Genomic DNA, 24,313 nt, shown 5'->3' on the forward strand with positions numbered 1-24,313 from the left:
CCACCCAGCCGAGATCCATGGCCGTCCACTACGCCATTGACGTCGTCCGACGAGACCCGGCATGACCTGCCACAACGCTTATCTTCCCGGCATTGGCCTTAACGGACAGGTCCAGCTTGTCCAACTGCACCGGCGATGCCGGCCTCAGCCAACTGCGGCAGCCACTCCTGGCCCGATAAGGCTAGTGATCGCAGAAATACATTGGACTTCATTGACGATCCGCATCGGTCCGCTCGTGTCGTGCTCCACGGCGCGCCGTCTGCGCGAACACGATGCCGTGCTTTACCCGCAACGAGTCGGGCAACGCGTGGACGCACGTGCGCATCGCCGGCACGGAGACGTACGGCTGGGTCCACGACAACCCCCTGAACGACCACGCCAGCTTTAAGCGCAGCTGAGCCCGACCGCTCCCGGGAGGCCCACCCAGCAGCGCCGGGCCCCCCGGACGCGGACGTGGGCCGTCGCCCGACGCCCGGTCCTCGGGGGAATCCGCTACGACCGGGTCCCGGAGCCGGCCGTGATCGACGCCGGCTCCGTGAGGGCTCGCAGAATCACCTCGCGCTCGTGCACCATTGCACGGCACTCGGCCAGGTCGAGCACACGCTCGATTGCCGCCCGCTCGTACGGTCCGTCGATGCCGTATTGCCGACGGATCAGCCGGATCTTCAACTCCAACGTGGGGCCGCCGAGTTCTTGCGCGGTTTCCAGGGCGCCGTCCAGCAACTCCACGCCGCGCGCCCAGTCGGCGCCTTCGGTCATACCGGCGGCAGCCTCGAGGTAGTGCCTGGCGGCGTCGCGTAGCGCGATGGTCTTGCCGACGAGGTCACCCATGACGTTGGCCCGTGTCACGGAGCCCTCGGGGCCTTTGAATCGCGCATGCTCGCGGGAGCGGTACTTCGACACGTTGAGCACTCCCCAGGTGTACCCGATGCTCGCGCAGGCGCTCTCCAGCAGTCGCCACAGGTGATCCAGCCGACCACCTATCCATCGCGACCTGCGGCGCAAACGTTCGAGCAGCGACATCAGCCGGACGCAGTGCTCAAGGTAGTCCGCCGCGAATCTGTAGACCGCGGTCTTCGGCAGACCAGTGGCGCGATGCAGGCGGTAGAGCGCGATAACGAACGGCAAGGCGTAGGCCGCGGTCGTCCACAGGACCCGGAACAGTGGCCAGAGCCGTTCGATCTTGACCCGTGTGCGGACTCGTTCGGCTGGGACGACCGACAGCCACACGTCCGCCGTACCGGCGAACGACATCGCCACGGCGCACCGGCCGAGCCCCGACAGGGAGGCCATCCGGAGGGCATCGGATCGCGCACGCCGGATGAGGCGTCGGGCCGTCGTGAAGCGATCGGTGGACGACGCCGCATGCGCGGCCCACTGCAGGGTCTCGAACCTACTGCGCCGGTCACGCACTCTGCCGACGTGCTCTGCCAGACGGCACACGTCGCCGTGTGCTCCGGCGGCGGCAAGCGCGCCGGTCAGGGCGGCTATCGTACGTCCGGGATCGCCCGTGAAGAGTTCGCCGATGTGGGTGTCGACGAGTCGGCGGACCTCCGCCAGGTATGCACCCTCAAGCGAGGTCGACGGGCGCGGCGAGGGGACCGCCATCACTGCCGGAACGATGTCCGACGCGAGATCCTCCCACGCTCCCTGATAACGAACAGTGTTGGCGAGTGTGTGCGCCCGATGGTCTGCGTCGAACTTCGGATCCACCCACAACACGTCGCATGCCGCGGCCTGGCGGGCGATGAACGGGAAGAGGTCGAGGTCGCGTCCGCTGTATCCGATCACGAGGACTCGGCGCACCTCGGGCTCGAACGTGAACGATCCGATGACCCGCGACAGCCGCGACAGGTCAGCTGCCGTGGATCGGATGGTCTGGTAGGCGCCGGCCGTGCCGTGTACCTTGACCAAGGTCACCGCGCCCGCCATCTGGGCGAACGCCGTGGCCCTCGGCCGCTGCGGTGGCAGGCTGACATCGACCCGCAGCCCTTGCTGCCACGCGGCCGCCTCGATGAAGCGGTCGAAGTTGGTCGTGATCACCGGCCAGCGACGCTCGGCAGCGAGTGCGGCGACTGCCATGTGGCCTGCGTTCGGGTGGGCTCCCAGGTCATTGGCTGTTGCCCAGCTGAAGACGTTCCAGACCTTGAGCAGGGTATCGGTCTGAAACGCCTCGGCTATCGCCCCATAGCAGGACTCCGGGAAGATTCGCTTCACGTAGCCTCTGTCGACTGGCGTGAAGCCTGCGGCTTCTTCCATCAGCAGCGTGGTGCGCTCCAGAAACGGCCAGACCGAGGGTGCGGACGTCGGCTGGGACAATGAGATTCCGGATCCCACGACAATAAGCGTCGGCTCGGTTCGCGCGAGCCATTGCAAAGCCTCTGCCCTGGACAGTTCCACGACGATGCTCCCTGACCGGTGTGCGATGCACGATGAGGCTGTGCGGGGTGCTCTCCATATGACCACACTGGTTCGCACTCGCCAATAGGCGGTTGTCGCATCGTCGGCCCACTTCGAGTCATTGACACGTGTGCATCGCCGCCGATATGTTGACGATCGGGTTTCCGGCGGCTGCGGTGGGAGCGGCATTGATCCGAATGGAAACGCCCGAACCATATGACGATCTCTGGTCCGAAGACTGCGACGCGGTTCTCACGGTCATGGCATCGTTGCGGCCGACCGACGCCCAGAATCATGCCGCGCAGGCCGCGGCCGCTCTGCGAGCCTACGGATGCGAGCTACGCGTCCGACACAACACGCGCTCTGTGTGTTTGATCCTGCACCGCAGCAGGCCACCGCTGTTCGTCAAAACGGAGTTCGGCCACGACACCGCCACTCACCGCGAGGTCGCCTGGTACGTCGCAGTGCGTCGGACGCGCCCTGACATCAGCCCGTTCCTCGGCGGCGTGCGCGCCGACACACACGCCACCGTGGTGCTGGCGAATCTGGCCACCGCGGAGACGTTCGACGCCCGTGCCCTGGCGGGCAAAATCGACGAGGGGCAGGTCGCAGCCGCGGTCACCGCTGCCGTCCACGTGGACAAGGAACTGTTCGAGGGCCATCGCAGCCGCCGGGCCGCACGGGGTGAGGATGTCTTTCGGCAACGCGCCGCCCTCCGCAACCGTGAAGCGCGACGGCTGTCATACCTGCGCCGTCTGATCGATGCGCCGGGCCACCTGATCAACGGTGCGTGGCTTGCGGGTCCGTGGCGTTGGCTCGAACACCTCGCGCGACGTCCCGCGGCGCAGGCATACGTGACTTCCGACCGCTATGGCTTCATCCACGGCGACCTACATGGCGGCAACATCCTCATGGTCGCCGAGCGCCTGCACCTTGTCGATCCGAACGGCCGGCGATGGTTGCCGCTGGCCTACGATCTGGGCAAGATCATGCACACTGTCCATGGTGGATACGGCTCGATCATGGACGGGCACTATCAACTGAGCGTCGGACCAGCAGAGATCATGTTCCGATGGGAGCAACCTGCGGTGTTGCACGCGGGCCGCACGGCCCTGCAGGCGCAGATCACTGATCGGCAGTTCGCCCAGGCGCTCTACGCACAGGCCATGCACTTCGCCGCCATGCTGCCCCATCACGGCACGCATCGACGCGAAACCATCGCGTTGTACATTCGTGCCTGTCAGACTTTCGCAGACCTGTTCGATGTGCTGGACGTACGGATTCCGCGATGACCCAGCGAAGTCTGCCGTACGGATCCACTCAGCGACTTCCCTGGTCAGGCCCCGATCATGTCACGGTGATCCTTCCGGTGGGGGGACTGGGCAGCCGCGCCCGCGATGTCACCGGCGACACCATTCCCAAACATCTGATCACGCTACGTGATGGCCGAACCGTGCTCGACATGGTGCTGCACGGCTTGCAGGCGGCAGGTCTGAGCGACTTCGTACTGGGCGCAGGCCACCACGCCGACGCGATCGAGGACTTCGTCGCCGCCGGCTCGTGGCGGCTACGACCTGACGCAGTCTGTCGCGTCGTACGCGAGGCACGGCCGCTGGGGCCGGACGGCGCCGTCCTGAATGCCATCACCGGCCTCGACATCAGCGGGCAGTGCCTGGCCCTGCCCGGAGATCTCGCCCTGCCGTGGCACCGACTCGTTGATCTCGTCCGCACGCACCGCGCACGCCAAGCTGACATAACAATGGCCACGACCAGCCTGGTGACAGCGCGAACCACGGATGTGGGGCACATCGTGGCCGAGTTCGGCACCGACCGCCTGCTGTGGTGCCACGCGCGCGACGAGGCGCGTGCCCCGGCCCGCGCCGGTGCACGGATTCTCACCAGTGCCGCCGCATTGGCGTTCAGCTGCCGGGCCTTCAGCAGGCTGTGTGCCGAGTACACCGCGGCCCATGGCCCCGAGAGCACCCTGAACATGCGCGACCAGGTGTTGCCTTGGGCCATCCGCCGCGGTGGGTTCGAGCTACAAATCTACGACCTGTTCGGCGAGATCCTCGACATCGGCACACCAAGCGCCATTCGTTACGCACAACAGGAGCTGATATGCCCGTGACCAGGTCCCGCCCACGGCTGCTCTTCGCCTTCTGGGATGGTGGGCGCGGCCATCTCACGCGGACCTTGGCATTGGCAGCGCAGGCACGACGCCGCGGCGCGGTCGTCGGCATCGTCACTTCGAGCAAATTCGCAGCGGAACTGCGCGCCGCAGGATCGGCCGACGCACTGTTCGTCATCGAGAACCGGCCGCCCCGGCAAGGGCTTCCCCCGTACCCGATGCCGCTTTACTCCCACGCTTATCGACACGCGCAGCGGCTGCGGGGCCTGGGCTTTCACGACGCGGAGTGGATCATGCAGATTACGCGTCAGGAGATGGACACCATCCGGTCGTTCAGACCTTCGGTCATCGTCAACGACTACCGTGACACCATCCGCAGCGCCGCCGAGGCATGCGGCGTGCCGGTGCTCGGCATCACGCACGCGACCGGCAACCGGGGCGGCGCCATCATGGGGTCGTGGGTGGACGTCCCGCCGGGGACGGTCATGCCGGACTGCAGAGACAGCTTCAATAGCGTGCGGGTGCGGCTGGGCCTGGCGCCGATCGAGGACGAACGGTTCATGTTCGAGGGCGACATGTCCATCGTCCCCAGCACCCCCGCCCTGGATCCCCTCGATGCCGACTGCGCGAACACCGTATATGCGGGCCTGATCACCGGAGCGGGATCAGGAGCGCACGTTCCGGTCCGCCTGAGCGAGCGCGGCACCCGGTTCAACGTCTACTCGTACGTAGGGGAGCCGACGCGACCCCAGTTCGGCTTCGAAGCTGTGCTGGACCAGGTTGTCGGCGATTTGCCTGACGTCGGCTTCTACATCGTCAGCGACGAGAACCGATTCGCTGCCGGCGGTCCTGTTGATCGTCGCCGACGCGCGGGGACCGTCGTCGTCGAGCGATACATACCCGGCGCGGCGGCGATGGCAGACAGCGCCGTGACGATATGCCACGGCGGCAACAGCACCGTCATGCTGGCGCTCACCTTGGGTCGACCGGTCATCTGCGTCGGCCCTTATCACAGTGACTGCGCGGCGGCCTTCCGCCGCGTGGCGGCCGAAGGCGCCGGATTTCACCTTCCGCACTCGGTCGGCCCCCTGGAACGCCGGCCGGCACCGGACCTTGGGACGGACGTCGAGATATTCGGGTATTGGCATTCAGAGATCACCTCCAACACGCTCCGCGACGCCATCACGACCGTTGCCGACGACGACCGCTTCGCCGTTCAGGCACGCCGCATGGGTGCGGATTTGCTGGCGCTTGGCGGGACAGACACCGTGCTCGACATATGCGTGGAGTTTTAGGCATGCAGACCACCCCCGCTGCATCGCGTCCTCGCCTCTTCCTGGACACCGGTGACCTCACCATGATCAGGAAGTTCGCCCATCTCGTCTACGGCATCACGACCACACCTACCATCCTGAGCCGCTGCGGTGTCAGACGAGACGACTTCATGAAGGCCGTGCGCACCGAGTTCACCGACCTGGAAGTGCACGTCGAAGCGTGCGGCGAAGACCTCGCGTCGACCATCCGCAAAGTGGACGAGGTCGCCTCCCAAGAATGGTTCGACCTCGCGAAAGTGGTGTTCAAGATTCCGCTGACCGCCCACGGCCTGCAGGCTGCCCGTCGCCTGCGAGAAGAGTCGACCGGGATCAGGGTGAACGTCCACCTGGTCTTCACCCGCGCCCAGGCCCTCCTCGCCATGGCCGGCGAACCGGCGTACATCGCGCCCATGGTAGGTCGCTACCGTGACTGGCTCTCGGTTCGTCCGGACATCGATGACACACCTCAGGCGCTCATGGCCGACATCATCACGACCAAGGCGATGCTGGGCAGCTCATCGACCATCCTGGCATCCTCGGTCCGCAGCACGGACGACTTCGTCTCGCTCGCGGCGATGGGCGCCGACGCGATCACGCTTCCGCCATCGGTCATGGAGGCATCGCTGAGCCACGATCTGACAGCCGAGGCGATCGTCCAATTCCTCGGGGACGACGAGTGACGACCCTCGGCACAGGAACGCTGATCCTCGGGGCGGGCATGACGGGACTCGCGGCCGGCGTCGCCTCCGGATCTCCGGTGCTGGAGGCTGCTCACGCTCCGGGTGGCATATGCCGGTCCTACTACCTACCCGCCGACGCCGTCCGTGGCACCGGCACCCACTCGGACGCGGAATCCTACCGGTTCGAGGTCGGCGGCGGGCACTGGATCTTCGGCGGCGACCCGCTGCTCCTCGATCTCCTGGACCGGATGTCCACACTGCGGCAGTATGCACGGCGGGCTGCGGTGTTCTTCGCCTCGACGGGTGTGCTGGTCCCGTATCCCGTGCAGAACCATCTTCATGTGTTCGGCGCCAAGCGGGCTCGCCAACTGGCCCGCGACGTGCTGGCGGCGCGCGACACACAGGCGCACACCATGAGCCAGTGGCTGGAACAGACCTTCGGCCCGAGTCTGTGCGAGCTGTTCTTTCACCCTTTCCATCAGCGCTACACCGCCGGCCTCTGGGACAGGATCGCCCCTCAGGACGCGGTGAAGTCACCGGTCGATCGTCAGGTCATCACCGACGGCGCGACTGGACCCACGGAGCCGGTCGGCTACAACACTCTATTCCGGTATCCGGTCGAAGGCCTCGATGCCATAGCCCGGCGACTCGCGGCACGAGCAGACATCACCTACGGGTGCGAAGTCATCAGCATCGACACCACCGAGCGCGTGGTCCACTGCGCTGACGGGCGATCGTGGCATTACGAGCGACTGCTGTCGACGCTGCCACTGCACCGGGTGGCAGAGATGACCGATCTCGGCACCGCGACCGCCGCGGACCCCTGCACGTCGGTTCTCGTGCTGAACATAGGCGCTATCCGCGGCCCTCGGATGCCTGACGACCATTGGATCTACACACCCGACAGCGTGTCCGGCTTCCACCGCGTGGGTTTCTACAGCAACGTGGACCAGCAATTCGTTTCCGGTGCGCTTCGCGGCCGCGCGGCGAGCCTCTATGTCGAGTTCGCCTACCGGCATGGCACGACGCCGACCGACGGTGCGGTCCAAGAGCTGATCTCCGCGTCCGTGCGCGAGCTCACCGACTGGGGATGGATCGGCGAGGTCCGGGTAGTCGATCCGACCTGGATCGATGTCGCCTACACATGGCGCCGGCCGAGGTCGACATGGGTCGAGGAGACGCTCGACGTTCTGCGTGCGAGTGGAATCCACCAGGTGGGGCGATATGCGCGGTGGCGATTCCAGGGAATTGCCGAGTCCCTGCAGTCAGGGTTCGCAGCGGGCGCGATGATCCGCCAAGCGGATGGCACTCCACCCGGACATGATTGATGGACACCCCGGGGCGACCAAGATCGATATTACGATTAGTTCCGTTTGTTAGCATTTCCCGGTGATCGACGATTGGCGTGAAGTGTCGCGGAGGCTGGTCTTCACTCGTTACGGCAGGAGCGTCCAGCGAGTCGACTTCGCACTGCCCACCGGTGCGGTCCATGACTTCTACATCAAGGTCGAGGCACCGGCGGTCTGCGTGGTCGCACTGACCGGCGATGACGAGGTACTCGTGACGCGCCAGTTCCGGCCTGGACCGATGAAGATCCTCTATGAACTTCCCGGCGGCGCCGTGGAGCCCGGTGAAGACCCGCGCGCCGCGATGGAGCGGGAGCTGCTGGAGGAGACCGGCTACGCGGGCGACCTCGAACTCGTCACGAGCTGCCTGGATGACGCCTACTCGACGGTCGTTCGGCACTGTTTCGTCGCCACGGGCTGCACCTCGGTGTGCGAGGCCAGCCCGGACACGACCGAGTTCATCCAGCCACAGCGCCTGCGCATCAGCGAGTTCCGCAAGTTGCTGCGCAGTGGCCAGATGACAGACGTCGAGGCCGGCTACCTCGGTCTGGACCATTTGGGGCTACTGTGACCCGCCACCGATCCGATCGCTCCTGTCGATCAGCCGAGTCACCACGTCGACCAGCGCCTTGCCGGAGGCAAGCGGTTGTCCGGCGGGACGCCCCGCGGCGTATTCGGCGAGCGCTCTCGCGGTCAGCGCGCGGGCCTCGGCATGGTCGCCGTCCGCACAGGCCAGCACGGCGAGGGTGAGGCTGCAATTGCCGGCGCCCGGCAGGTCGTCGGCGGCCCGATAGGTGTCGCGCAGCGCCCGCATGTCCGATCGGACGTCTGCCGGACCCGGACGGCCCCGCAGCAAGGCTGTCAGCGCAAGCAGCAGCGCCCGGTGCTGTCGGATCAGCGCGAGCCGGTTACCGTTGCGGACCAACCGGGCGGCTCGCTCGCCGAACCGGGTCGCGAGTTGGCAGAGCATCGCGATCACCGGCCGGCAAGCCCGAGGCGCCACCACCGACAGTTGCTCAAGCAGGCGGAGCGAGGTCTGCTGCAGCGCACGGTACGCGTCACCGGCCTCTTCCGGCTGGCGGCGTCCGTTCCGCGTGGCGAGGACGACCTGTACCGGGCGAAGGTACGCCTCTGCGAGAGCGAGCACCCTCCGCGCGATGTCGGTGTGCTGCGCTGCTCGGCCGCGGGCGATGCCGCCGATCCGCAACAGGCAGTGCAGGCGGGTGGTGGCATCCTCCGTTCCGGCGGCGACCTCGCGAAACATCTGGCGGGCCCGCTCCCGGTCATCTCCTCGGGCCCGCGTATAGAGCGTTTCCGCGTGCCGCAGGCGCGCTCCTGGCGCGTCCGGGCCGAGCCTGCCGTAGATCGCCTCAGCGGTGTCCAGATCGCCGAGATCGGCGAGCAGCCAGGCCCAGGACTGCGCGATCAACGCTGCCGGGTGCGCCTCGCGTAATCGTAGGCGCCACCTCTCCAACCGCTCCTCATATCCCTCACCGGGGAGCCGAGTCGATGGCCACGGTGGCGGAGCGGGGACGCCCAGCACCTGACGCAATGCCGTGACAGCGAGTCCGTCGGGCGAGCCTTGGACCAGTCCGATGCCGTGATCCATGGCGTCGGTCGGGACACTGGAGGCAGCTGGAAGGCTGAGGCAGTGCCAGGCCGAGGTCGTCCGGGCGGCAGCGGACAGCAGCGGTCCGTACACATCGGGATCGCCGCCGGAATAGCCGGTGATGAGTAGTCGCTCGGCCTCACCCAGAGTGGCGACGGCGGCAGCCCGCTCCGAGGTGAGCTGCCCCAATTCCTCGATGTCCACGACCACCACGTCGGCCAGCGCCGTCTGCTGACGGTCGAGCCCACCGTGCACCTTGAGCAGGGCGGGCGGCCGCCCGGCACGCAGCCATTCAGCGAAGTCGGCGTGGCTGGACACGGTCAGCAGGGGCATCGGATCGGCGGGGGCCAGCGCCCGCCAGGCCCCGATCGCGTCGACATATTCCTGTGGTGCGTCATCGGGAAGGTCGGCCTGCCCGATGATCAGGTCGTATGCGTACTCGACACCGATGTCGAAGTTGACCGTGCCATGGGTGCCCCCGTCGAGCAGATGCAGGGCGGAGAGCATGTGCGCCTCATTCGGCACGCGGACCTCCAGCGCGAAGAGACAGTCCAGCGCGTCAGGACCGACCGTTCCCCAGAGACGACCGAGGACGACCTCGAGCTTGTACGCCTCGCCGCGGATTCGATCCAGCTGGCCGTCCGAGACCAACGGACCGAGCAACTCCTGCGCGGCCGAGTGCATTATCTTCAGCACATCGTCACGCAGGCCGAACCCGCGGGGCAGCGCTGCGGGTTCGTCTCCGCTGATGCCGGCCCCTGTGAAGATCGCAGTCGTCGGCCGGCGAACTGCTTCATCAGACAGTGCCCCGACCGCAGGCGGCGTGCCGCGACGTGCCGACGCGAGCGGATGCGCGGAGTCGGCGCGTGTCATGAGGCGTCGGCGACAGCCGAGCGCCAGATGGCTTCGAATTGGTCAAGCCAGTAGGTGTACCAGACCCCGTCGTCGCGGGTCAGATGGATGTGCATTCGCGACCGTACTGCATCGTTGCGAAACCCATGGAATTCGACGTTCGCATAGCCGCCGGCCGCGTGGGGGTTCACCGCGATGATACTGAAGCCGGGATTGAATGCGATGTCACCGTAGGCGAAGTTTCCTTTCACCGCCCATTGCTCCATTGCGGCCAGCCGAGCCCGGGTTTCCCGCAATGAGTCGGCTGCACTCTGGACCGGGAAGTCCAGCAGGGCGTCGAGCTGCTCGGAGATCGGATCCTCGGGATCGAACTGCCCGAGAACCACGATCCGCACCGTCCCGCCGTCCTTGGCCAGAGGGCCACGTCGCAGCAGATCACAGCGCTCGTCGGTCAGGAAGTTGGACCCCACCGGCGCGAAGATCCACACATCCTGCGCGGTGCGGAGGTCATCGGTGATCGGGTTCCGGTCGTAGTCGCTTCGATCCAGGAACCGCTCGTCACGATAATTCGCAAAAGCGGTCCGCAGCAGCAGGATGCCGAGCCCGGCGAACAGCAGCGACCACCGGACGCCGTCCGGCAGGTCCGCGCCCACGAGCAGCAGCGCGGAGAAAACCAATGCGACCAGCGTGGTCGCGTAGAGATCGATGAAACGACGGTGCCGAAGATCTGCGATAACCTGCTTGATACGACGCCGCACCATCACTCCGATCGAGGTATCCGCCGACGGACTCATCCATGATGTCGTTCATCGAACGACCGAGCCTTCCCCCGATCAGGGGACATGAATTGCCTGTCGGGCAGGGAAAGTCAACGATCTACCAAGTAGGATGACGGGCCACCCATCGATAAACTTCTCCGTGAGGTGATCGAAGTCGACTCGCCGGCCCGCTTCGTTCTGTTCCCCGGGCGCCATCACCTTCTCACCCGTTTCCAGGCCGACTACCTGAGCCGACTCGTCAAAGGCGGCGTCACGACGGTCATCTGGGCAGTGACCTCGGCCAACCACGAGAACACCAGGCGAAATCCGATCCCCTACCACCGTCGCGAGGCCGCAATCGAGCGTTTGAGCGCGCTGAGCGGGCTGCGCTCGCTGGTCGTGCCGATCTTCGACATGGCGCCCACGGAGGTTTTCGCCGAAGTGATCCTCAAGAACATCGCGATGGCCACCGGACTCGAACTCACGCCCGAGGACACACTCGTCGCCTGTTCCGCGCCCCGGCTTGCCAAGATGTACGAGCAGCTCGGCTTCTCCGTTGCGCAAGTCGAAGCAGACCCGGAGAGCGGGGCCACCCCGGAACGGCCCCGAGAGGTCCTGCTCCGCCTGGTCGCGAACGACGACACCTGGCGCAAACTGGCCCACCCCGCCACGATCGACGTTCTTGAGCGCTACCGCCTGGTCGAGGCGGTCCAATCCGTGGTCAACGACCCCTTCGTCGGCGACGAGGGCGGCCTGACCACCACGCGCGACTACCGGACGTACGCGGAGTCGTTCACCGACACGGCCGAACGCAAGTGGGCCGGTGTCCGCCGGTATGTACGGCCGGGACGCATCGTGGACATCGGCTGCGGCACCGGGGCGGTCCTGGAACTCGCCGACAAGGAGACCGCACTGCACGAGAGCGATCTCATCGGTGTCGAGGTCGCCCGCCATCTATATCAGGAATGCATGCACAAGAAGGCGCAAGGCGTCTTCCGAAATGCCAACGTGTACTTCCTTCACCGCAACATACTCGGCGGCGCAATCTTCCAAGACCGATCGGTGGACACCACGCTCAGCTTCTCGCTGACGCACGAGATCTGGTCGTACGGGCGGCAGCGGGAGTCGCTGCTGCAGTTCGCTCGCCGCATCTATGAACACACCGTGCCCGGCGGCGTCTGGATCAACAGCGATGTGTGTGGCCCGGATGACCGCCGTCGTCCCGTGATCCTGCGGCTTGCCGACGACGATGGGCAGAACCCGGTGTCGCAGCGGCACGACCTTGCCGGCCTCGCCGTCACCGAGGTCAGCCGGTACGTCGGGGCGTTGTCGACACGTGCGCGACTGGATCAGTTCGCGATCGACTACCCCTTCGCGTTCGCGTACGAGGCCTTCGTCGACGGTGCGGTCCGACTCGAGCTGGGTGCCGCGATGGACTACCTGACCCGCAAGGACTACGTCGACAACTGGCTGTCGGAGACCAAAGAGCAGTTCTGCGGGCTTGGTTTCGCGGACTGGTTGGAGTTGCTGACCGAAGCGGGCTTCGAGATCGATCCTTCGTCGGCCCCGTTCCGCAACGAGTGGCTGGTCAAGAACCGCCTGGCCACGGTCGCAGCGCTCACCGAGATCGACGGTCGATCCCTCGACTGGCCTGCCACGCACGTCCTCACCGTCGCACGCCGACCTTTGAACGGCTGACAGACCGAGGAGCGGAGTCGGCTGGGTTCCCGAGGTCAGGCCGTGTTCTCATGTGACGATGCAGGAGCACGAAGCGTATCTGGAGGCAGAACTCCTATCCGCTCACCCGACGTCGACCGGACAGCTGTTCCACTACACGACAGCCGATTCCGCCATCTCCGGGATTCTACGCAGCGGCACCCTCAGATTGTCGCCTTTCGCAGCGACCAACGATCTCTGGGAGTCGCGACCGATCTATCCGAGCGTCACCACGCATCACGATGATCGGGACTGGGAGTTCGGCCCGGAACTGTGGGAGGACATCGATCGCATCATCCGAGTCCATGCAAAGGTCGCGTGTCTGACACGAGACTGGACGCTCCCTTCAGAAGTGCTGAACCCTGAGGTGCTGCGGGGCTGGAACCACCTCTCCCTCTGGGCGCACTACGGCGCACGGCACGCGGGAGTGTGTCTGCGATTCGATCGCGACAAGCTCCTGGCAGCGTTCGGCCGAGTTCAAGGTGCTCTGCTCCGGTTCGACGGCCCGGTGCAATACCGCCGAGCGACCGCCGGCGGCGGCTTCGCCAGCCTCGACAGTGGGCTGATAAGGGAATTCGGTCTGGATGCGGTAGCGATCGAATTCGCCCGGAAGCACAAGGACCTGATCTTCTTCAGGAAACACGCGGACTGGTCCAACGAGAGCGAATATCGCCTGGTGATCGTCGATCAGTCCACCCTTCCGGTCGACGTCGACATACGCGATTCCCTGACTGCGGTGATGCTCGGCGAAAGCTTTCCGGCCGGCCGAATGCCGGAGGTGAGGGAATCTCTCACGCAGTTTCCCGGAGTCGAGTTGTTCCGACTCGCCTACCACAATCGCCTACTGAGCTGCGACCCGGTTGGCGTCACCGACGACGCCGCCACCGGCCGACAGCAGCAACAGGTTCGGGTGCCCAACCGGGCGGGGGACCTCGGCGAGCGGCTGGAGGCGCTCCGGACCAGCGAGGACCTCGCCGAACGACAGCGTGAACGCGCTGCCGCACGCTGCGAACCGCATCTGCGGGCCCTACGCGACAGGATGACCGCCCTGCACGATGTGGCGCGCTCCTGGCCGAACGTGGAAGCACAGGTCCACCCCCACAGCACCGCTGTTCCTGAGAACCTGCGCGGGCGCCGGCCGGGAGTCCCCGGGGAGCAGGTGCACTTCGAACGGGGCTACATGTGTGTGGTGGAGAATCTCCCCAAGTACACCTGCACCCTGGTGGCCGCCGGCGCCGTGCAGATGCTCGATGCGGGACGAACCAGATTCCATGCCGTCGTGTCGATCGAAGAGCCGACGTCAGACGGCGTCAAGTCGGTCGAGATCTGGCGTGGCGTGGAAGAAGCGGCCGAGGCTGATGCCGCGGGGGCGCTCGACACGATCATGGCGAATCTCAGCAACGCATTACCGGAAGCGCGATCGGAGTTCGACTCACGGCGCCGACCTGCCTGAGCGATGGCATCGCGCCTTGGCGGGTTCGGAGGCAGGTCACGGGAGCCTGGTCCAGGAGCGACGATCTTGCGCGAACCGTGGCCGATACGCCCAATAGGAGCGTATCGCACCGCGGTTCCCGCAAGATCGTCGCGGTAAGGGGTTAGTTGAGCAGTGCGACGACGGGGAACGTGCCGCTCGGGGCCGGTAGTCGGTCGGTGGTGTTGTTCTTGATGTAGCCGAGGCGGAACTGGGCTCCGGGCGCGAGGCCCACGCTCGCCAGCGGCACAGCGGCCTCGATGACGGTGTCGTTGCGGACGAACGTCATCGCGCCCAGCGGGGTCCAGGCCCAGCCGCTGCCGCCGTGGTCGTACAGGTTGGCGTTCTCCAGCATGTAGTCACCGCCGGACGGGTTGGTCCAGCCGGCCGCGTTGTATCCGGTGCCGGTGTTGTTGTCGGTGTTCAGGAAGAACTGGCCGAGCACGTTCAAACCGGTGCCCTTGACGCACAGGTAGAGCGTCGTGCCGTTGTTGGTCACCGACACCGATTGCACCCCCGTGCCGCCCGACAGCACCGGCGTCACGCTCGCCCAGTCCCCGGCCGACCCGTCCACGGTGATCACCGGATAGCCGCCGCCGGACGACGCCGTGGTGAACGTGCCGTTGGGGCTGTTCGTCGTGCCGCCGGCGGAGACCGACCGCACCCGGAACTGGTACGCCGTGCCTGGCGACAACCCCGACAACGTCACCGAATGACTCGTCACGTTGCCGGCAACGGTCGCCGTCAAGCCGTAGGACGTGGACGTCCCGTACTCCACCACTGACGACGACGCCACGTCGGTCGTCCACGTGACCGTCGCGGCCGTGCTGGTCACGTTCGCGTACTGCACGTTGGAGATCACGGGTGTGCCACCGCCGCCGGACCCGTTGAGCAGGGTCACCGCCGGGAACGTGCCGCTCGCCGCCGGAAGCCGGTCGGTGGCCGAGTTGTTCTTCAGGAAGCCCAGCCGCAGCTGCGACCCAGGGCTCAGGCCCAGGGTGGACAGCGGGATCGCCGCCTCGACCACGGTGTCGTTGCGGACGAACGTGACCGCGCCCAGCGACGTCCAGGCCCAGCCGCCGCCCGCGTGGCGGTACAGGTTGCCGTTCTCCAGCATGTAGTCCGCGCCGGACGGGTTGCTCCAGCCGGTGGCGTTGTATCCGGTCCCGGTGTTGTTGTCGGTGTTCAGGAAGAACTGCCCGAACACGTTGAGCCCGGTTCCCCTGGTGAGCAGGTACAGATTCGTGGCGTTGTTGGCCACCGACACCGACTGCACGGTCGTGCTGCCGGTCATCGCGGGCGCGACGCTCCCCCAGTCGCCGGCCGAGCCGTCGATGGTGATCGCCGGATACGAGCCACCGGACGCGGCGGTGGTGAACGTGCCGTTGGGGCTGTTGGTCGTGCCACCGGCCGAGACCGAACGGACCCGGAATTGGTACGCCGTGCCCGGGGACAGCCCCGACAACGTCACCGAGTGACTGGTCACGTTGCTCGCCCCGGTGGCGGTGGAGCCGTAGGACGTCGACGTGCCGTATTCGACGACCGACGACGAAGCCACGTCAGTGGTCCACGTGACCGTCGCGCCCGTGCTGGTCACGTTCGCGTACTGCACGTTCGAGATCACCGGTGGCTGGGCGGGCGGCGGCGAGGACGGCGGCGGCGAAGAGGGCGACGGCTGAGGGCCGCTGCCCGGCACGGTGAACTTCACCGAGGAGCCACCGAAGTTGGCGACCCGCAGCCACGTCCACACCTCGGTGCCCGCCATCGAGGCCGGGAACACGTAGTCGCGGTCGAACTCGAACTCGGCCCGGGTGCCGGACTGCACTACCCGGACGGGCCAGCCGCGGTTGGTCGGCGCGCTGGGGCTGCTGAACTTGAACACATCGCCCTGGCCCGCACCAGCGTGCGGCAGCAGGTACGCCTGGTTCAGGTTCTCCAGGTATAGCCGGGAATCAGGCGACGTCGGCCAGGACGGCTGCCACCCGTTCGGCCCGTCCTTGTCGTAGTCGAAGTAGATCATCTCCTGGGCGAGGCTGATCGCCTGCTTCGCCTCGACCATCATGAAGAACCGGTTGCCGACGAACTTCACGTACACCTTGGTGATGCCCTTGGCGTTCGCGCCCGCCGGATCGCTGAAGATCGGCGTCTCGGCCGACCACTCCCCCGCGGTCCCGTCCGCGACGAAACCGCTGTACAGGTCCGTCGGATGCGCCCCGGCCTGGCTGGGCGCGGCCCGCCCCTGGGCGTCGAGCCAGTTCTTGGCGTCGTCGTAGACCGCCGAATTGAAGTGGTTCGCACCGGAGACGTCGTAGCCGAGGTAACCGGAGTTGACCACCACCTCGTTCATCCACTTCTGGGTGCTCGCGGCGGGCACCCGGAAGTCGATGATGGCCACGTTGAAGCCGTCGGCCTGGTTCGCCTGGGCGTTGACGTACTCCTTCCAGAACCCGCCGAAGTTGTCGCGGCTCCGGTACGTCGGCGAGGCCGGGTTCGTGTTCCAGTTGGCCTCGAACCCCGGGCTGGTGTCGTAGAAGCCGGGGATGTACGTGTTGTAGTACCAGGACTCGGTCACGAAGATGTTGATCGCGTGCCGGTAGCGGGCGGCGAACTGCGAGGTGCCCTCGTCGGGGTTGAAGTACCAGTAGCCCCGGTTCGACGCGACGACCTTGCTCGGGTCCACCGCCTTGATCTTCTCCACCAGGTCGACCATGCCGCCCGCGGTGAAGCCGAAGTTGCCGCGCGGCCCCCACGAGATGCCCGGCCCCGCGCCGCCGACCGGATCCGGGGTGTCCACGGTGTCGAGGAAGACCCCGTCGTAGTCGCCGTCATGCACGATCTTGTCGACCTGGTACGTGACGAACTTCTGCCAGGCCGGGTCGCCGCCGTTGATGTAGCCGCCGCCGTAGGTCGGGTTCACGTCGACGGTGCCGTCGCCGTCCTTCCAGTAGCCGCCGTACAGGTAGCGGCTGTCGTTGACCCAGGTGCCCTGCTGGTCGAGATACCAGGGCATGACGCCGTTGTCGCGCCAGGCCAGGCGGTTGCCCCAGGAGGAGTAATTGGCGCCGATCGAGGTGCCGGCGTAGTTGGCGTAACCATCCTCATAGGTGCCGTCGGGGGTCGCGCCGCCCTCGACGTTGAGGTAGGAGCCCGAAGAGCTGTAGTTCCACGGGTTCGGGCCGTGCAGCGGACCCGACGGGCCGCTGTAGCCCGCCGGGAGCAGGCCCAGCTCGATACCCTTCTGGATGGTCAGATGGCCGCTGTGCCCGGGGATGATCGTCGGCAGCATCTCGCCGACCGACAGGTAGCCGAGCACGATCGCGTCGTCGGCGCTGCCGAGCACCCCGTCGACGCCGCGTTTGATCTCCTGGACCTGCGCGGAGGTGACCGACTCGAAGTAGAAGTGGTCGGCGGTCACGTTCAGCACCCGCAGGGTCGGTTCCAGCACGACCAGGTCGTACGCCTTGAGCTGGTTGACTTTCGCCTGGTCGAGCGCGCCGTACCAGAACGCGGTGCGGCTGTTCGCGCCGAGCGTGGGGACCTTGCCGTAGAACGGGGTCCGGCCGATCTCGAAGCCGGCCGCGGCCGCCGGGGCCGCCGTGACGGCGACGATCCCGGCGGTCAGCGCGGTGGCGGCGGCCAGTGCCCCGGCCAGCAGCCTGGCCCGGACCCGGCGGGCCGATGGTGCGGTGCGGTGCGGATGAGCTGTGTCGTTCATGTGCACCTCGCTTTATGGGAAATGGATCAGCTGACGGTGAGCACTGCGGTGTAGGTCTCCGGCGAGCTGCCGGAACCGTGGAACACGACCCGGTGCGGCCCGACCGGCAGGCCGCCGAGCACGTCGGCGGGCACGCGCCAGACGTAGCGGTCGTCGTCGCTGGAGATCAACGGGCTCGGCCCGTCGACGGGGGCCCAGCTCCAGCCGGTGCCGGTGTGGCGGTAGAACCAGGCGTTCTCGATGAGCAGGTCCGCCCCGATGCCCGCGGTCGCGAACCCGGTGGACGCGTCGTTGTCGACGTCGATGAACAGGTGGTGGAAGTCGAACGGCAGGTTGTACTGCGCCTGGTAAGTGACGTCGGCGGCGCCGATGGTCCCGGACAGCTCGGTGATCGGGTCACCGGAGGGCGCCGTCGTGCTCACGGTCAGCGGCCCGGCGGCGGCCGAGCGGTTCCCGCTCTTGTCACGGGCGAAGACCGTGAAGGTGTACGCCGTGCCCGGTTCCAGCCCGCTGACCGGCACACTCACCGTGGCCCCCTGCGTGACCAGCCACGACGGCAGCGACAGCAGCGGGGCCCCGTCGATCTCGACGTCATAGCCCGCGAGGTCCGGCTCGGCCGACGCGGTCCAGCCCAACCGCACGCTGGCGACCTTGGTCTCGGCGGCGTGCAGCCCGGCGGGTGCGGCGGGAACGGACGCGTCGGCGCGACCCGTGGTCAGGGTCAGCGCGCGGCTCGGCGCGGAGACGTTGCCGGCCGCGTCGTGCGCGGTGACGCTGACCCGGTAGGCCCGGCCCGGGTCGAGGCCGTACAGCGTCGCCACCGGCAGCGCGCTCACCGAACCAGCGACCCGCACCCCGTCGACGTGCACGTCGTAGCCGGTGACCCGGCCGTGCGGGTCGGCGGCGGGCAGCCACGCGACGACGGCTTCGGTGGATCCGGTCCGGACCGGGAACGGCGTGCCGACCGTACGGGGCGCGGCCGTGTCACCGCCGCCCGCCGAGGCGGACGCGAGCTGCTGCGTCCAGTAGTCCTGCGGCGGCAGCGAGTCCCACGGGTTGGCCAGCACGTCCGGGGTGACGTACAGGTAGCCGCCATGACGCTGTTTGCTCAGCGCGACCGCGTTCGTGAGGTGTGCCGTGGTGTCGGTGGCGTGCACCAGGTGCCACAGTTTGCGCGGGTCGAGCGCGCGGTGCCAGGACGGCGGCTGCCAGCCGAGGTAGGTCTCGTAGGTGCCCTCGAAGGTGAGGATCACGTCGGCAGCGTCGGCGTAGCAGGGCTCGGTGTCGATCCCCGGGTTGATCACGGTGAACGCGCCGGGGTGGGCCTTCTTGGTGTGCCGGTCGAGCATCCGGTACGTGTCGATGTAGGCGTCCTGCGGGCCGGAGACGTTCTGCACCTCGTCGAAGAAGATCCCGCCGAGGCCGTCCGCGCCGTAGAGGCGGTACCAGGTGGCCACGTCCTGCTGGACCTGCGCCGCCCACGCGGCCGGGGTGGTCTCGTTGAGCCGGGTGGCACGTCCGGTGCTGCCGAGGTAGCCGGTGGCGACGTAGCCGAGCACCCGTACCCCCGCGGCTTTGGCGGCGGTGATGGCGGCGGCGTAGTTCGCGTCGCGGGTCTTGCCGGGGCCGGAGAACGGGTTCGCGACCGCGATCCCGACTCCCGGTGTGTTCATGCGCTGCCAAAGGGCGGCTCCGTCGCCGCCGGGGTAGAAGTACGCGGGCACCGCGAGCTGCTGCGCGATGCCGTCCGGCGGGGCGGCGGCGGCCTGCGCCGGGGTCGCGGCGGACGCGGCGGTGAGCAGTGTGACGAGTACGGCCGCCGCCCGAAGGTGCAGGCGTCCGCGGCCATGCCGGTGCAGCATGGTCGTGTCTCCGATCTGGGGTCTAAGTCAGCCCTTGTTGCCGCTGAAGGCGATGCCTTGGATGAAGTGGCGCTGCATGACCGTGAACAGCACGATGACGGGCAGCGAGGCGAGCAGGGAACCGGCCATGAGCACCGGGTAGTCGGTCTGGAACTGGCCCTGCAGCGACGCCAGGCCCGCCGACAGGGTCATCTTCTCCGGGTCGGTGTTGACGATCAGTGGCCAGAACAGGTCGTTCCAGGACCACAGCACCGTCAGGATGCCGAGTGCGAGCAGGCCGGGTTTGGCCAGCGGCAGCATGACCGACCAGTAGATGCGCAGCGGTCCGGCGCCGTCCAGGCGGGCGGCCTCGTCGAGTTCCTTGGGCAGGCCGAGGAAGAACTGCCGGAGCAGGAACACGCCGAACGCGGAGAACAGGCCGGGCACGATGAGCGCGGTGAGGCTGTTGAGCCAGCCCAGGTCGGCCATGATCTCGTATTGCGGGATGACGAACAGCGGCGGCGGCACCATCAGCACCGACAGGAAGACCCCGAACAGCAGGCCGCGGCCGGGGAAGCGCAGGCGCGCGAACGCGTACGCGGCCATGGAGCAGAACAGCAGCTGCCCGGCGGTGCGGGCGGCGGTCATCAGCACGGTGTTGAGGATCTGGTCGCCGAAGGGCAGCAGCCCGAACACGTCGCCGTAGTTGGACCAGCGCCAGTCGGGCGCGATGGTGGGCGGCACCTTCGTGGCGTTGGTGAGGGTCTTCAGCGAGGTCAGAAACTGCCACAGGAACGGGCCGACCATGACCGCCGCGCCGATCAGCAGCGTGACGTGGGTGGCGGCGCGCCCGCCGCGGCGTGCCGGATCAGCCATAGTGCACCCACCGTTTCTGCAGCCGGAACTGGATCGCCGTGAGGATCACGATGAGCACCAGCAGCGCCATCACGATCGCGGCGGCGTAGCCGCGGTCGTTGGTGTAGAACGCCTTGTCGTAGAACAGGTGCACGACGGTCTGGATGCGCGGGAAGGCCGGGTTGGCGCGGGCCGCCTGGCCGCTGCCGCCCATCACGTACACCAGGTCGAACAGCTGCAGGGAGCCGATGACCGACAGCACGGACACGAAGAACAGCGACGGCGACAGCAGCGGCAGCGTGATCCGCCGGAACTGGGCCAGCGCCCCGGCCCCGTCGATCGAGGCGGCCTCGTAGTACTCGCGCGGGATCGACTGCATGCCGGCCAGGAAGATGACGATGTTGTAGCCGAGGCTGGTCCAGATCCCGACGGCGACCATCGCGTACAGCGCGGTGGCCGGGTCGGCGATCCAGTGCGGTCCCTCGACGCCGACCAGCGACAGCAGGTAGTTGATCAGGCCGAAGTCGCCGTTGTAGAGCCAGCGCCACACCATCGCCACGGCCACCGGCATGGTGACCACGGGCAGGAAGAACATCGCCCGGTACACCGACACCCCGCGCAGCCGCGGCCGGTTGAGCAGCGCCGCGAACATCACCGCCAGCGGGATGCCGAGCAGGCCGAGCAGCGTGTACGTCACCGTGTTGCGCAGCGCGGTCAGCACCTCGTCGTCGGCGGCCAGGGTGCGGTAGTTGTCCAGCCCGACCCATTCGTGCCCGCCGAACGGGCCCCACTCGGTGAAGGAGAAGTAGCCGGTCTGCACCACCGGCCACAGGTAGAACACGGCCAGGCCCAGCCCGGTCGGGGCGATGAGCAGGTAGGCCCAGGCGGCTTCGGCTCCCCGGTGGCGCCACCGGCGTCGCCGCCGGGCGGGCACCGGGGCGGGCACCGCGGTGCGGACGTCGTCCGCGGTGCCCGTCACGGTTGCTGTCATGCGGTGCTACTCCTTCGCCAGCAGGGCGTTCATCTGCGTGGCGAGTTCCTTGGCGGCCGCCTCGACCGCGACCTCACCGGTGTAGGCCTTGGTGAGCTGCTTGAACTCCTCGTCGTTCCAGGCGGCGGTGTTGCGCGACACCGGGTAGGGCACCGCGTAGCTCACCGCGTCGAGGAAGACCTTGCCCTTGAACTGGGCGTTGGCGGCCAGCCAGGCGTCCTGGGTGCCGGTGTACGCCGGGATCGGGCCCTTCTTGCCGAGGATCTCGGCGGCCGGCTTGGAGCCGAGGAACTTCACGAACTCCCACGCCTGCGCCGGGGCCTTCGTCTTGGCCGACACCACGTTGGCCAGGCCGTGGATGATGGTGGCCTGCTTGACGCCGGTCGGCAGCGGGGCCGCGTCGACGCGGGTCTTGGTGTACTCGTTCTTGCCGAACTCGGCGACGTTCCAGGAGCCGCCCCAGTACATGGCGAGCTTGCCCGACTCGAACAGCTGCAGCGGGGCGGTGTCGGTCATCGTCTTGAGGTCCGGCGACTGCTTGTTCTTGATCAGGTCGGTCCAGAAGCGCAGGCCCTCGATGGTGGCCGGGTCGTCGAAGCCGGACTTCTTGCCGTCTGCGGAGATGACGTTGCCGCCGGCCTGGTAGATGGTGTTGTAGTAGTACTCCTGGCCGGCGAGGTTGGCGCCGACGGCGTAGACGCCCTTGGCCGGGTCGGTCAGCTTCCCCGCGGCGGCCTTGAAGTCGGCCCAGGTCCAGCCGTCGGCCGGGTACTTCACCCCGGCGGCGTCGAACAGCTCCTTGTTGTACCAGACGCCGACGGTGTCGAAGTCCTTCGGCAGGCCGTAGACCTTGCCCTCGAAGGTGTAGAGGTCGACCAGGGCCTTCGGGTAGACGCTCAGGTCAAGCTTGGCCTCGGCGACCTTGTCGGCCAGCGGCATGATCACGCCGTTGTCGGCGTACAGCTGGATGTTCGGTCCGTTCATCCAGAAGACGTCCGGGGCGGCTCCGCCGGTGACGGCGGCCCGCAGCTTGGTCCAGTAGTCGGCCCACGGGGTGAGCTGGACGTTGATCGTGATGTTCGGGTGGTCCTTGGTGAAGGCGGCGGCGAGCTCCTCCATCACCGGGACCTGGTTCTTGTCCCACACCGCGTAGGACAGGGTGACCTTCTCGTCACCGGCAGCGGGTTCGTCGCTGCCACAACCCGCGGCGGTCACGGCGAGGGCGGCGGCCAGAACCGCGGCCGCGCCGACCCGCACTGCTTTCCACATCTGAGGAACCCTTCTCGCAAGGACGTCATCGGGGATTCACCGGGTCACATGTGCTAGCCCAGTATTAATGGAGTCCTGAATAAGTTTGTCAAGACCTGTCCCCGGGCTTGGCCGTGCCGACACGTCAACGCCCTGGTCGCACGGGTGCGGCCACTCCGGTGCGCACGTCGAACAGGTGCTCCTGCAGATGTTCCAGCGAGAGTTTCACCGCGCCGAGCGCCACCGACTCGTCGCCGAGTGTCGAGGTGACGATCTCCGGGATGCGCACGCAGCGCTTCTCGATCTCCCGGCGCAGCGGTTCGAGCAGCACGTCGGCCGAGCGGGAGAAGCCGCCACCGAGCACGACGAGCTGCGGGTCCAGCGCCAGGACCAGCGCCGACGCGCCCAGCGCCAGCTCCTTGGCGTAGCGGCGGACCACGGCCACCGCCTTGCGGTCGCCCTCGCGGGCGCTCGCGAACACGTACCCGGCCAGGTCGTCGGGGTCGGTGCCGGCGGGCGCGCCGGTCCACGAGCGCAGGTGCTCCTGCGCCCGGATCCAGCCCAGCTCGGGCAGCGCCCCGATCTCGCCCGCCGCCTGTGCGAAGCCCCGGTGCAGCTTCCCGTCGATGATCAGGCCGGTGCCCGTACGCAGGCCCGCCAGCAGGTAGACCACGTGCTGGGCGTACCGGGCGACCCCGCGCCAGGTCTCGGCCAGCGCGGCCAGCCGGCTGTCGTTCTCCACCAGCACCGTGCCGCCGACCAGCCGCCCCACGTGCTGGGCCAGCTGCACACCGGTCCACTCCGGGAACGCCACCGACAGCACGACCCGGCCCGCGGCGTCGACCAGGCCGCTGGTGCCGACGGTGGTCGCCCAGATGTCCGCGCCGGTCAGCCCGGCTTCGGACAGGCACAACGCGATGGCCGCGTCGACCGCGCGCAGGCGCTCGGCCCGGCCCGCGGTGATCGCCACGGGCACCCGCACCGTGTGCCCGACCTCGCCGTCCAGGTCGGCGGCCAGCACCCGGATGGTGTGCCCGCCGATGTCCACGCCGAGCACCCGGCCGGCGTCGGCGCGGAACCGGTAGCGGCGGGCCGGGCGGCCCATCACCCCGGGCGCGGGCTGCACCTCCTCCAGCCAGCCCTGGCTCTGCAACTGCAGCACCACGTCCTCGGTGGAGGGCCGGGACAGGCCCGTGTCGCGCGACAGCTCGGTCAGCGTCAGCGCCGGGCGGCCGCGCAGCACGTGCACCACCGCCAGGGCGTTGAGCTGCCGCAACCGCGAGAGATCCCCACCTGCGAGCTGTTCGGTCACCACCGGCCCCCTTTTGCGCACCGCGTTGCCATGTTACTAATTATGGAGACCTTCAAAAGTAACTCCTCCACGGGATGG

17 protein-coding genes are annotated in these 24,313 nt (G+C 67.5%); 8 read left to right on the forward strand and 9 right to left on the reverse strand.

Annotated elements, in window-relative coordinates; all coding sequences use genetic code 11:
- Nucleotides 1-492: 492 nt before the first annotated feature.
- Nucleotides 493-2,400: an SIR2 family protein gene (locus AB0B66_RS34980; protein WP_360538133.1), complete on the reverse strand. Its 1,908-nt coding sequence runs from the start codon at nt 2,398-2,400 to the stop codon at nt 493-495.
- Nucleotides 2,401-2,528: 128 nt separating this feature from the next.
- Between AB0B66_RS34980 and AB0B66_RS34985 the strand changes: the two genes are divergently transcribed.
- The 6 genes from AB0B66_RS34985 (at nt 2,529) to AB0B66_RS35010 (ending at nt 8,438) form a co-directional block, all read left to right on the forward strand.
- The gene (locus AB0B66_RS34985) at nt 2,529-3,692 is read left to right on the forward strand and encodes a phosphotransferase (RefSeq protein WP_360538135.1); all 1,164 of its coding nucleotides are present in this window, start codon (nt 2,529-2,531) and stop codon (nt 3,690-3,692) included.
- 65 nt (nt 3,693-3,757) lie between these two features.
- Entirely contained in the window at nt 3,758-4,528 is a 771-nt protein-coding gene (locus tag AB0B66_RS34990) for an NTP transferase domain-containing protein (RefSeq protein WP_360538137.1), read from the forward strand.
- Complete coding sequence (locus AB0B66_RS34995) at nt 4,519-5,823, forward strand: hypothetical protein (protein WP_360538139.1); 1,305 nt, start codon at nt 4,519-4,521, stop codon at nt 5,821-5,823. The genes AB0B66_RS34990 and AB0B66_RS34995 overlap by 10 nt, the downstream gene beginning before the upstream one ends.
- 2 nt (nt 5,824-5,825) lie before the next feature.
- Nucleotides 5,826-6,521: a transaldolase family protein gene (locus tag AB0B66_RS35000; RefSeq protein ID WP_360538141.1), complete on the forward strand. Its 696-nt coding sequence runs from the start codon at nt 5,826-5,828 to the stop codon at nt 6,519-6,521.
- Nucleotides 6,518-7,849, forward strand: coding sequence for an FAD-dependent oxidoreductase (locus AB0B66_RS35005; protein ID WP_360538143.1), 1,332 nt, complete (start codon nt 6,518-6,520; stop codon nt 7,847-7,849). Before AB0B66_RS35000 ends, AB0B66_RS35005 begins: the two co-directional genes overlap by 4 nt.
- A 61-nt stretch (nt 7,850-7,910) precedes the next feature.
- Nucleotides 7,911-8,438 carry an NUDIX hydrolase gene (locus tag AB0B66_RS35010; protein WP_360538145.1) on the forward strand — a complete coding sequence of 176 codons (528 nt, stop codon included), beginning with the start codon at nt 7,911-7,913 and terminating at the stop codon, nt 8,436-8,438.
- Here AB0B66_RS35010 and AB0B66_RS35015 read toward each other — a convergent pair.
- Together AB0B66_RS35015 and AB0B66_RS35020 are read right to left on the reverse strand one after the other, a co-directional pair.
- A complete protein-coding gene (locus AB0B66_RS35015) occupies nt 8,430-10,349 on the reverse strand; it encodes a hypothetical protein (RefSeq protein WP_360538147.1) in 1,920 nt (639 codons plus the stop codon). The two genes, AB0B66_RS35010 and AB0B66_RS35015, sit on opposite strands and share 9 nt — an antisense overlap.
- Entirely contained in the window at nt 10,346-11,122 is a 777-nt protein-coding gene (locus AB0B66_RS35020) for a hypothetical protein (RefSeq protein ID WP_360538149.1), read from the reverse strand. The genes AB0B66_RS35015 and AB0B66_RS35020 overlap by 4 nt, the downstream gene beginning before the upstream one ends.
- Nucleotides 11,123-11,251: 129 nt before the next feature.
- On the opposite strand from AB0B66_RS35020, the gene AB0B66_RS35025 reads away from it, so the two are divergent.
- Nucleotides 11,252-12,784 (forward strand): methyltransferase domain-containing protein, encoded by a 1,533-nt coding sequence (locus AB0B66_RS35025; protein WP_360538151.1) that lies wholly within the window; start codon nt 11,252-11,254, stop codon nt 12,782-12,784.
- A 58-nt stretch (nt 12,785-12,842) separates the two neighbouring features.
- On the forward strand, nt 12,843-14,255 hold the full coding sequence (locus AB0B66_RS35030; RefSeq protein WP_360538153.1) for a DUF2971 domain-containing protein: 1,413 nt from the start codon (nt 12,843-12,845) through the stop codon (nt 14,253-14,255).
- Nucleotides 14,256-14,397: 142 nt separating this feature from the next.
- Here the strand turns inward: AB0B66_RS35030 and AB0B66_RS35035 are convergent, their stop codons facing one another.
- The 6 genes from AB0B66_RS35035 to AB0B66_RS35060 form a co-directional block, all read right to left on the reverse strand.
- On the reverse strand, nt 14,398-17,988 hold the full coding sequence (locus tag AB0B66_RS35035; RefSeq protein WP_360538155.1) for a fibronectin type III domain-containing protein: 3,591 nt from the start codon (nt 17,986-17,988) through the stop codon (nt 14,398-14,400).
- A gap of 26 nt (nt 17,989-18,014) precedes the next feature.
- Entirely contained in the window at nt 18,015-19,850 is a 1,836-nt protein-coding gene (locus tag AB0B66_RS35040; RefSeq protein ID WP_360538157.1) for a spherulation-specific family 4 protein, read from the reverse strand.
- A gap of 27 nt (nt 19,851-19,877) precedes the next feature.
- Nucleotides 19,878-20,705 (reverse strand): carbohydrate ABC transporter permease, encoded by an 828-nt coding sequence (locus AB0B66_RS35045; protein ID WP_360538159.1) that lies wholly within the window; start codon nt 20,703-20,705, stop codon nt 19,878-19,880.
- Entirely contained in the window at nt 20,698-21,675 is a 978-nt protein-coding gene (locus AB0B66_RS35050; RefSeq protein ID WP_360538161.1) for a sugar ABC transporter permease, read from the reverse strand. Before AB0B66_RS35050 ends, AB0B66_RS35045 begins: the two co-directional genes overlap by 8 nt.
- Before the next feature lie 6 nt (nt 21,676-21,681).
- The gene (locus AB0B66_RS35055) at nt 21,682-22,944 is read right to left on the reverse strand and encodes a sugar ABC transporter substrate-binding protein (RefSeq protein ID WP_360538163.1); all 1,263 of its coding nucleotides are present in this window, start codon (nt 22,942-22,944) and stop codon (nt 21,682-21,684) included.
- A 124-nt stretch (nt 22,945-23,068) separates the two neighbouring features.
- Entirely contained in the window at nt 23,069-24,235 is a 1,167-nt protein-coding gene (locus AB0B66_RS35060) for an ROK family protein (protein WP_360538165.1), read from the reverse strand.
- Nucleotides 24,236-24,313 lie beyond the last annotated feature (78 nt).

Source organism: Catellatospora sp. NPDC049111 (assembly GCF_040648615.1).
GTDB classification, from domain to species: domain Bacteria; phylum Actinomycetota; class Actinomycetes; order Mycobacteriales; family Micromonosporaceae; genus Catellatospora; species Catellatospora aurea.

Bases quoted from the DNA above. Each gene is read 5' to 3' on its own strand.
- AB0B66_RS34995 (WP_360538139.1), top strand. From the start codon at position 4,519: ATGCCCGTGACCAGGTCCCGCCCACGGCTGCTCTTCGCCTTCTGGGAT.
- AB0B66_RS35055 (WP_360538163.1), bottom strand. From the start codon at position 22,944: ATGTGGAAAGCAGTGCGGGTCGGCGCGGCCGCGGTTCTGGCCGCCGCC.
- AB0B66_RS35000 (WP_360538141.1), top strand. From the start codon at position 5,826: ATGCAGACCACCCCCGCTGCATCGCGTCCTCGCCTCTTCCTGGACACC.
- AB0B66_RS35050 (WP_360538161.1), bottom strand. From the start codon at position 21,675: ATGACAGCAACCGTGACGGGCACCGCGGACGACGTCCGCACCGCGGTG.
- AB0B66_RS35045 (WP_360538159.1), bottom strand. From the start codon at position 20,705: ATGGCTGATCCGGCACGCCGCGGCGGGCGCGCCGCCACCCACGTCACG.
- AB0B66_RS35020 (WP_360538149.1), bottom strand. From the start codon at position 11,122: ATGAGTCCGTCGGCGGATACCTCGATCGGAGTGATGGTGCGGCGTCGT.
- AB0B66_RS35015 (WP_360538147.1), bottom strand. From the start codon at position 10,349: ATGACACGCGCCGACTCCGCGCATCCGCTCGCGTCGGCACGTCGCGGC.
- AB0B66_RS35035 (WP_360538155.1), bottom strand. From the start codon at position 17,988: ATGAACGACACAGCTCATCCGCACCGCACCGCACCATCGGCCCGCCGG.
- AB0B66_RS35040 (WP_360538157.1), bottom strand. From the start codon at position 19,850: ATGCTGCACCGGCATGGCCGCGGACGCCTGCACCTTCGGGCGGCGGCC.
- AB0B66_RS35030 (WP_360538153.1), top strand. From the start codon at position 12,843: ATGCAGGAGCACGAAGCGTATCTGGAGGCAGAACTCCTATCCGCTCAC.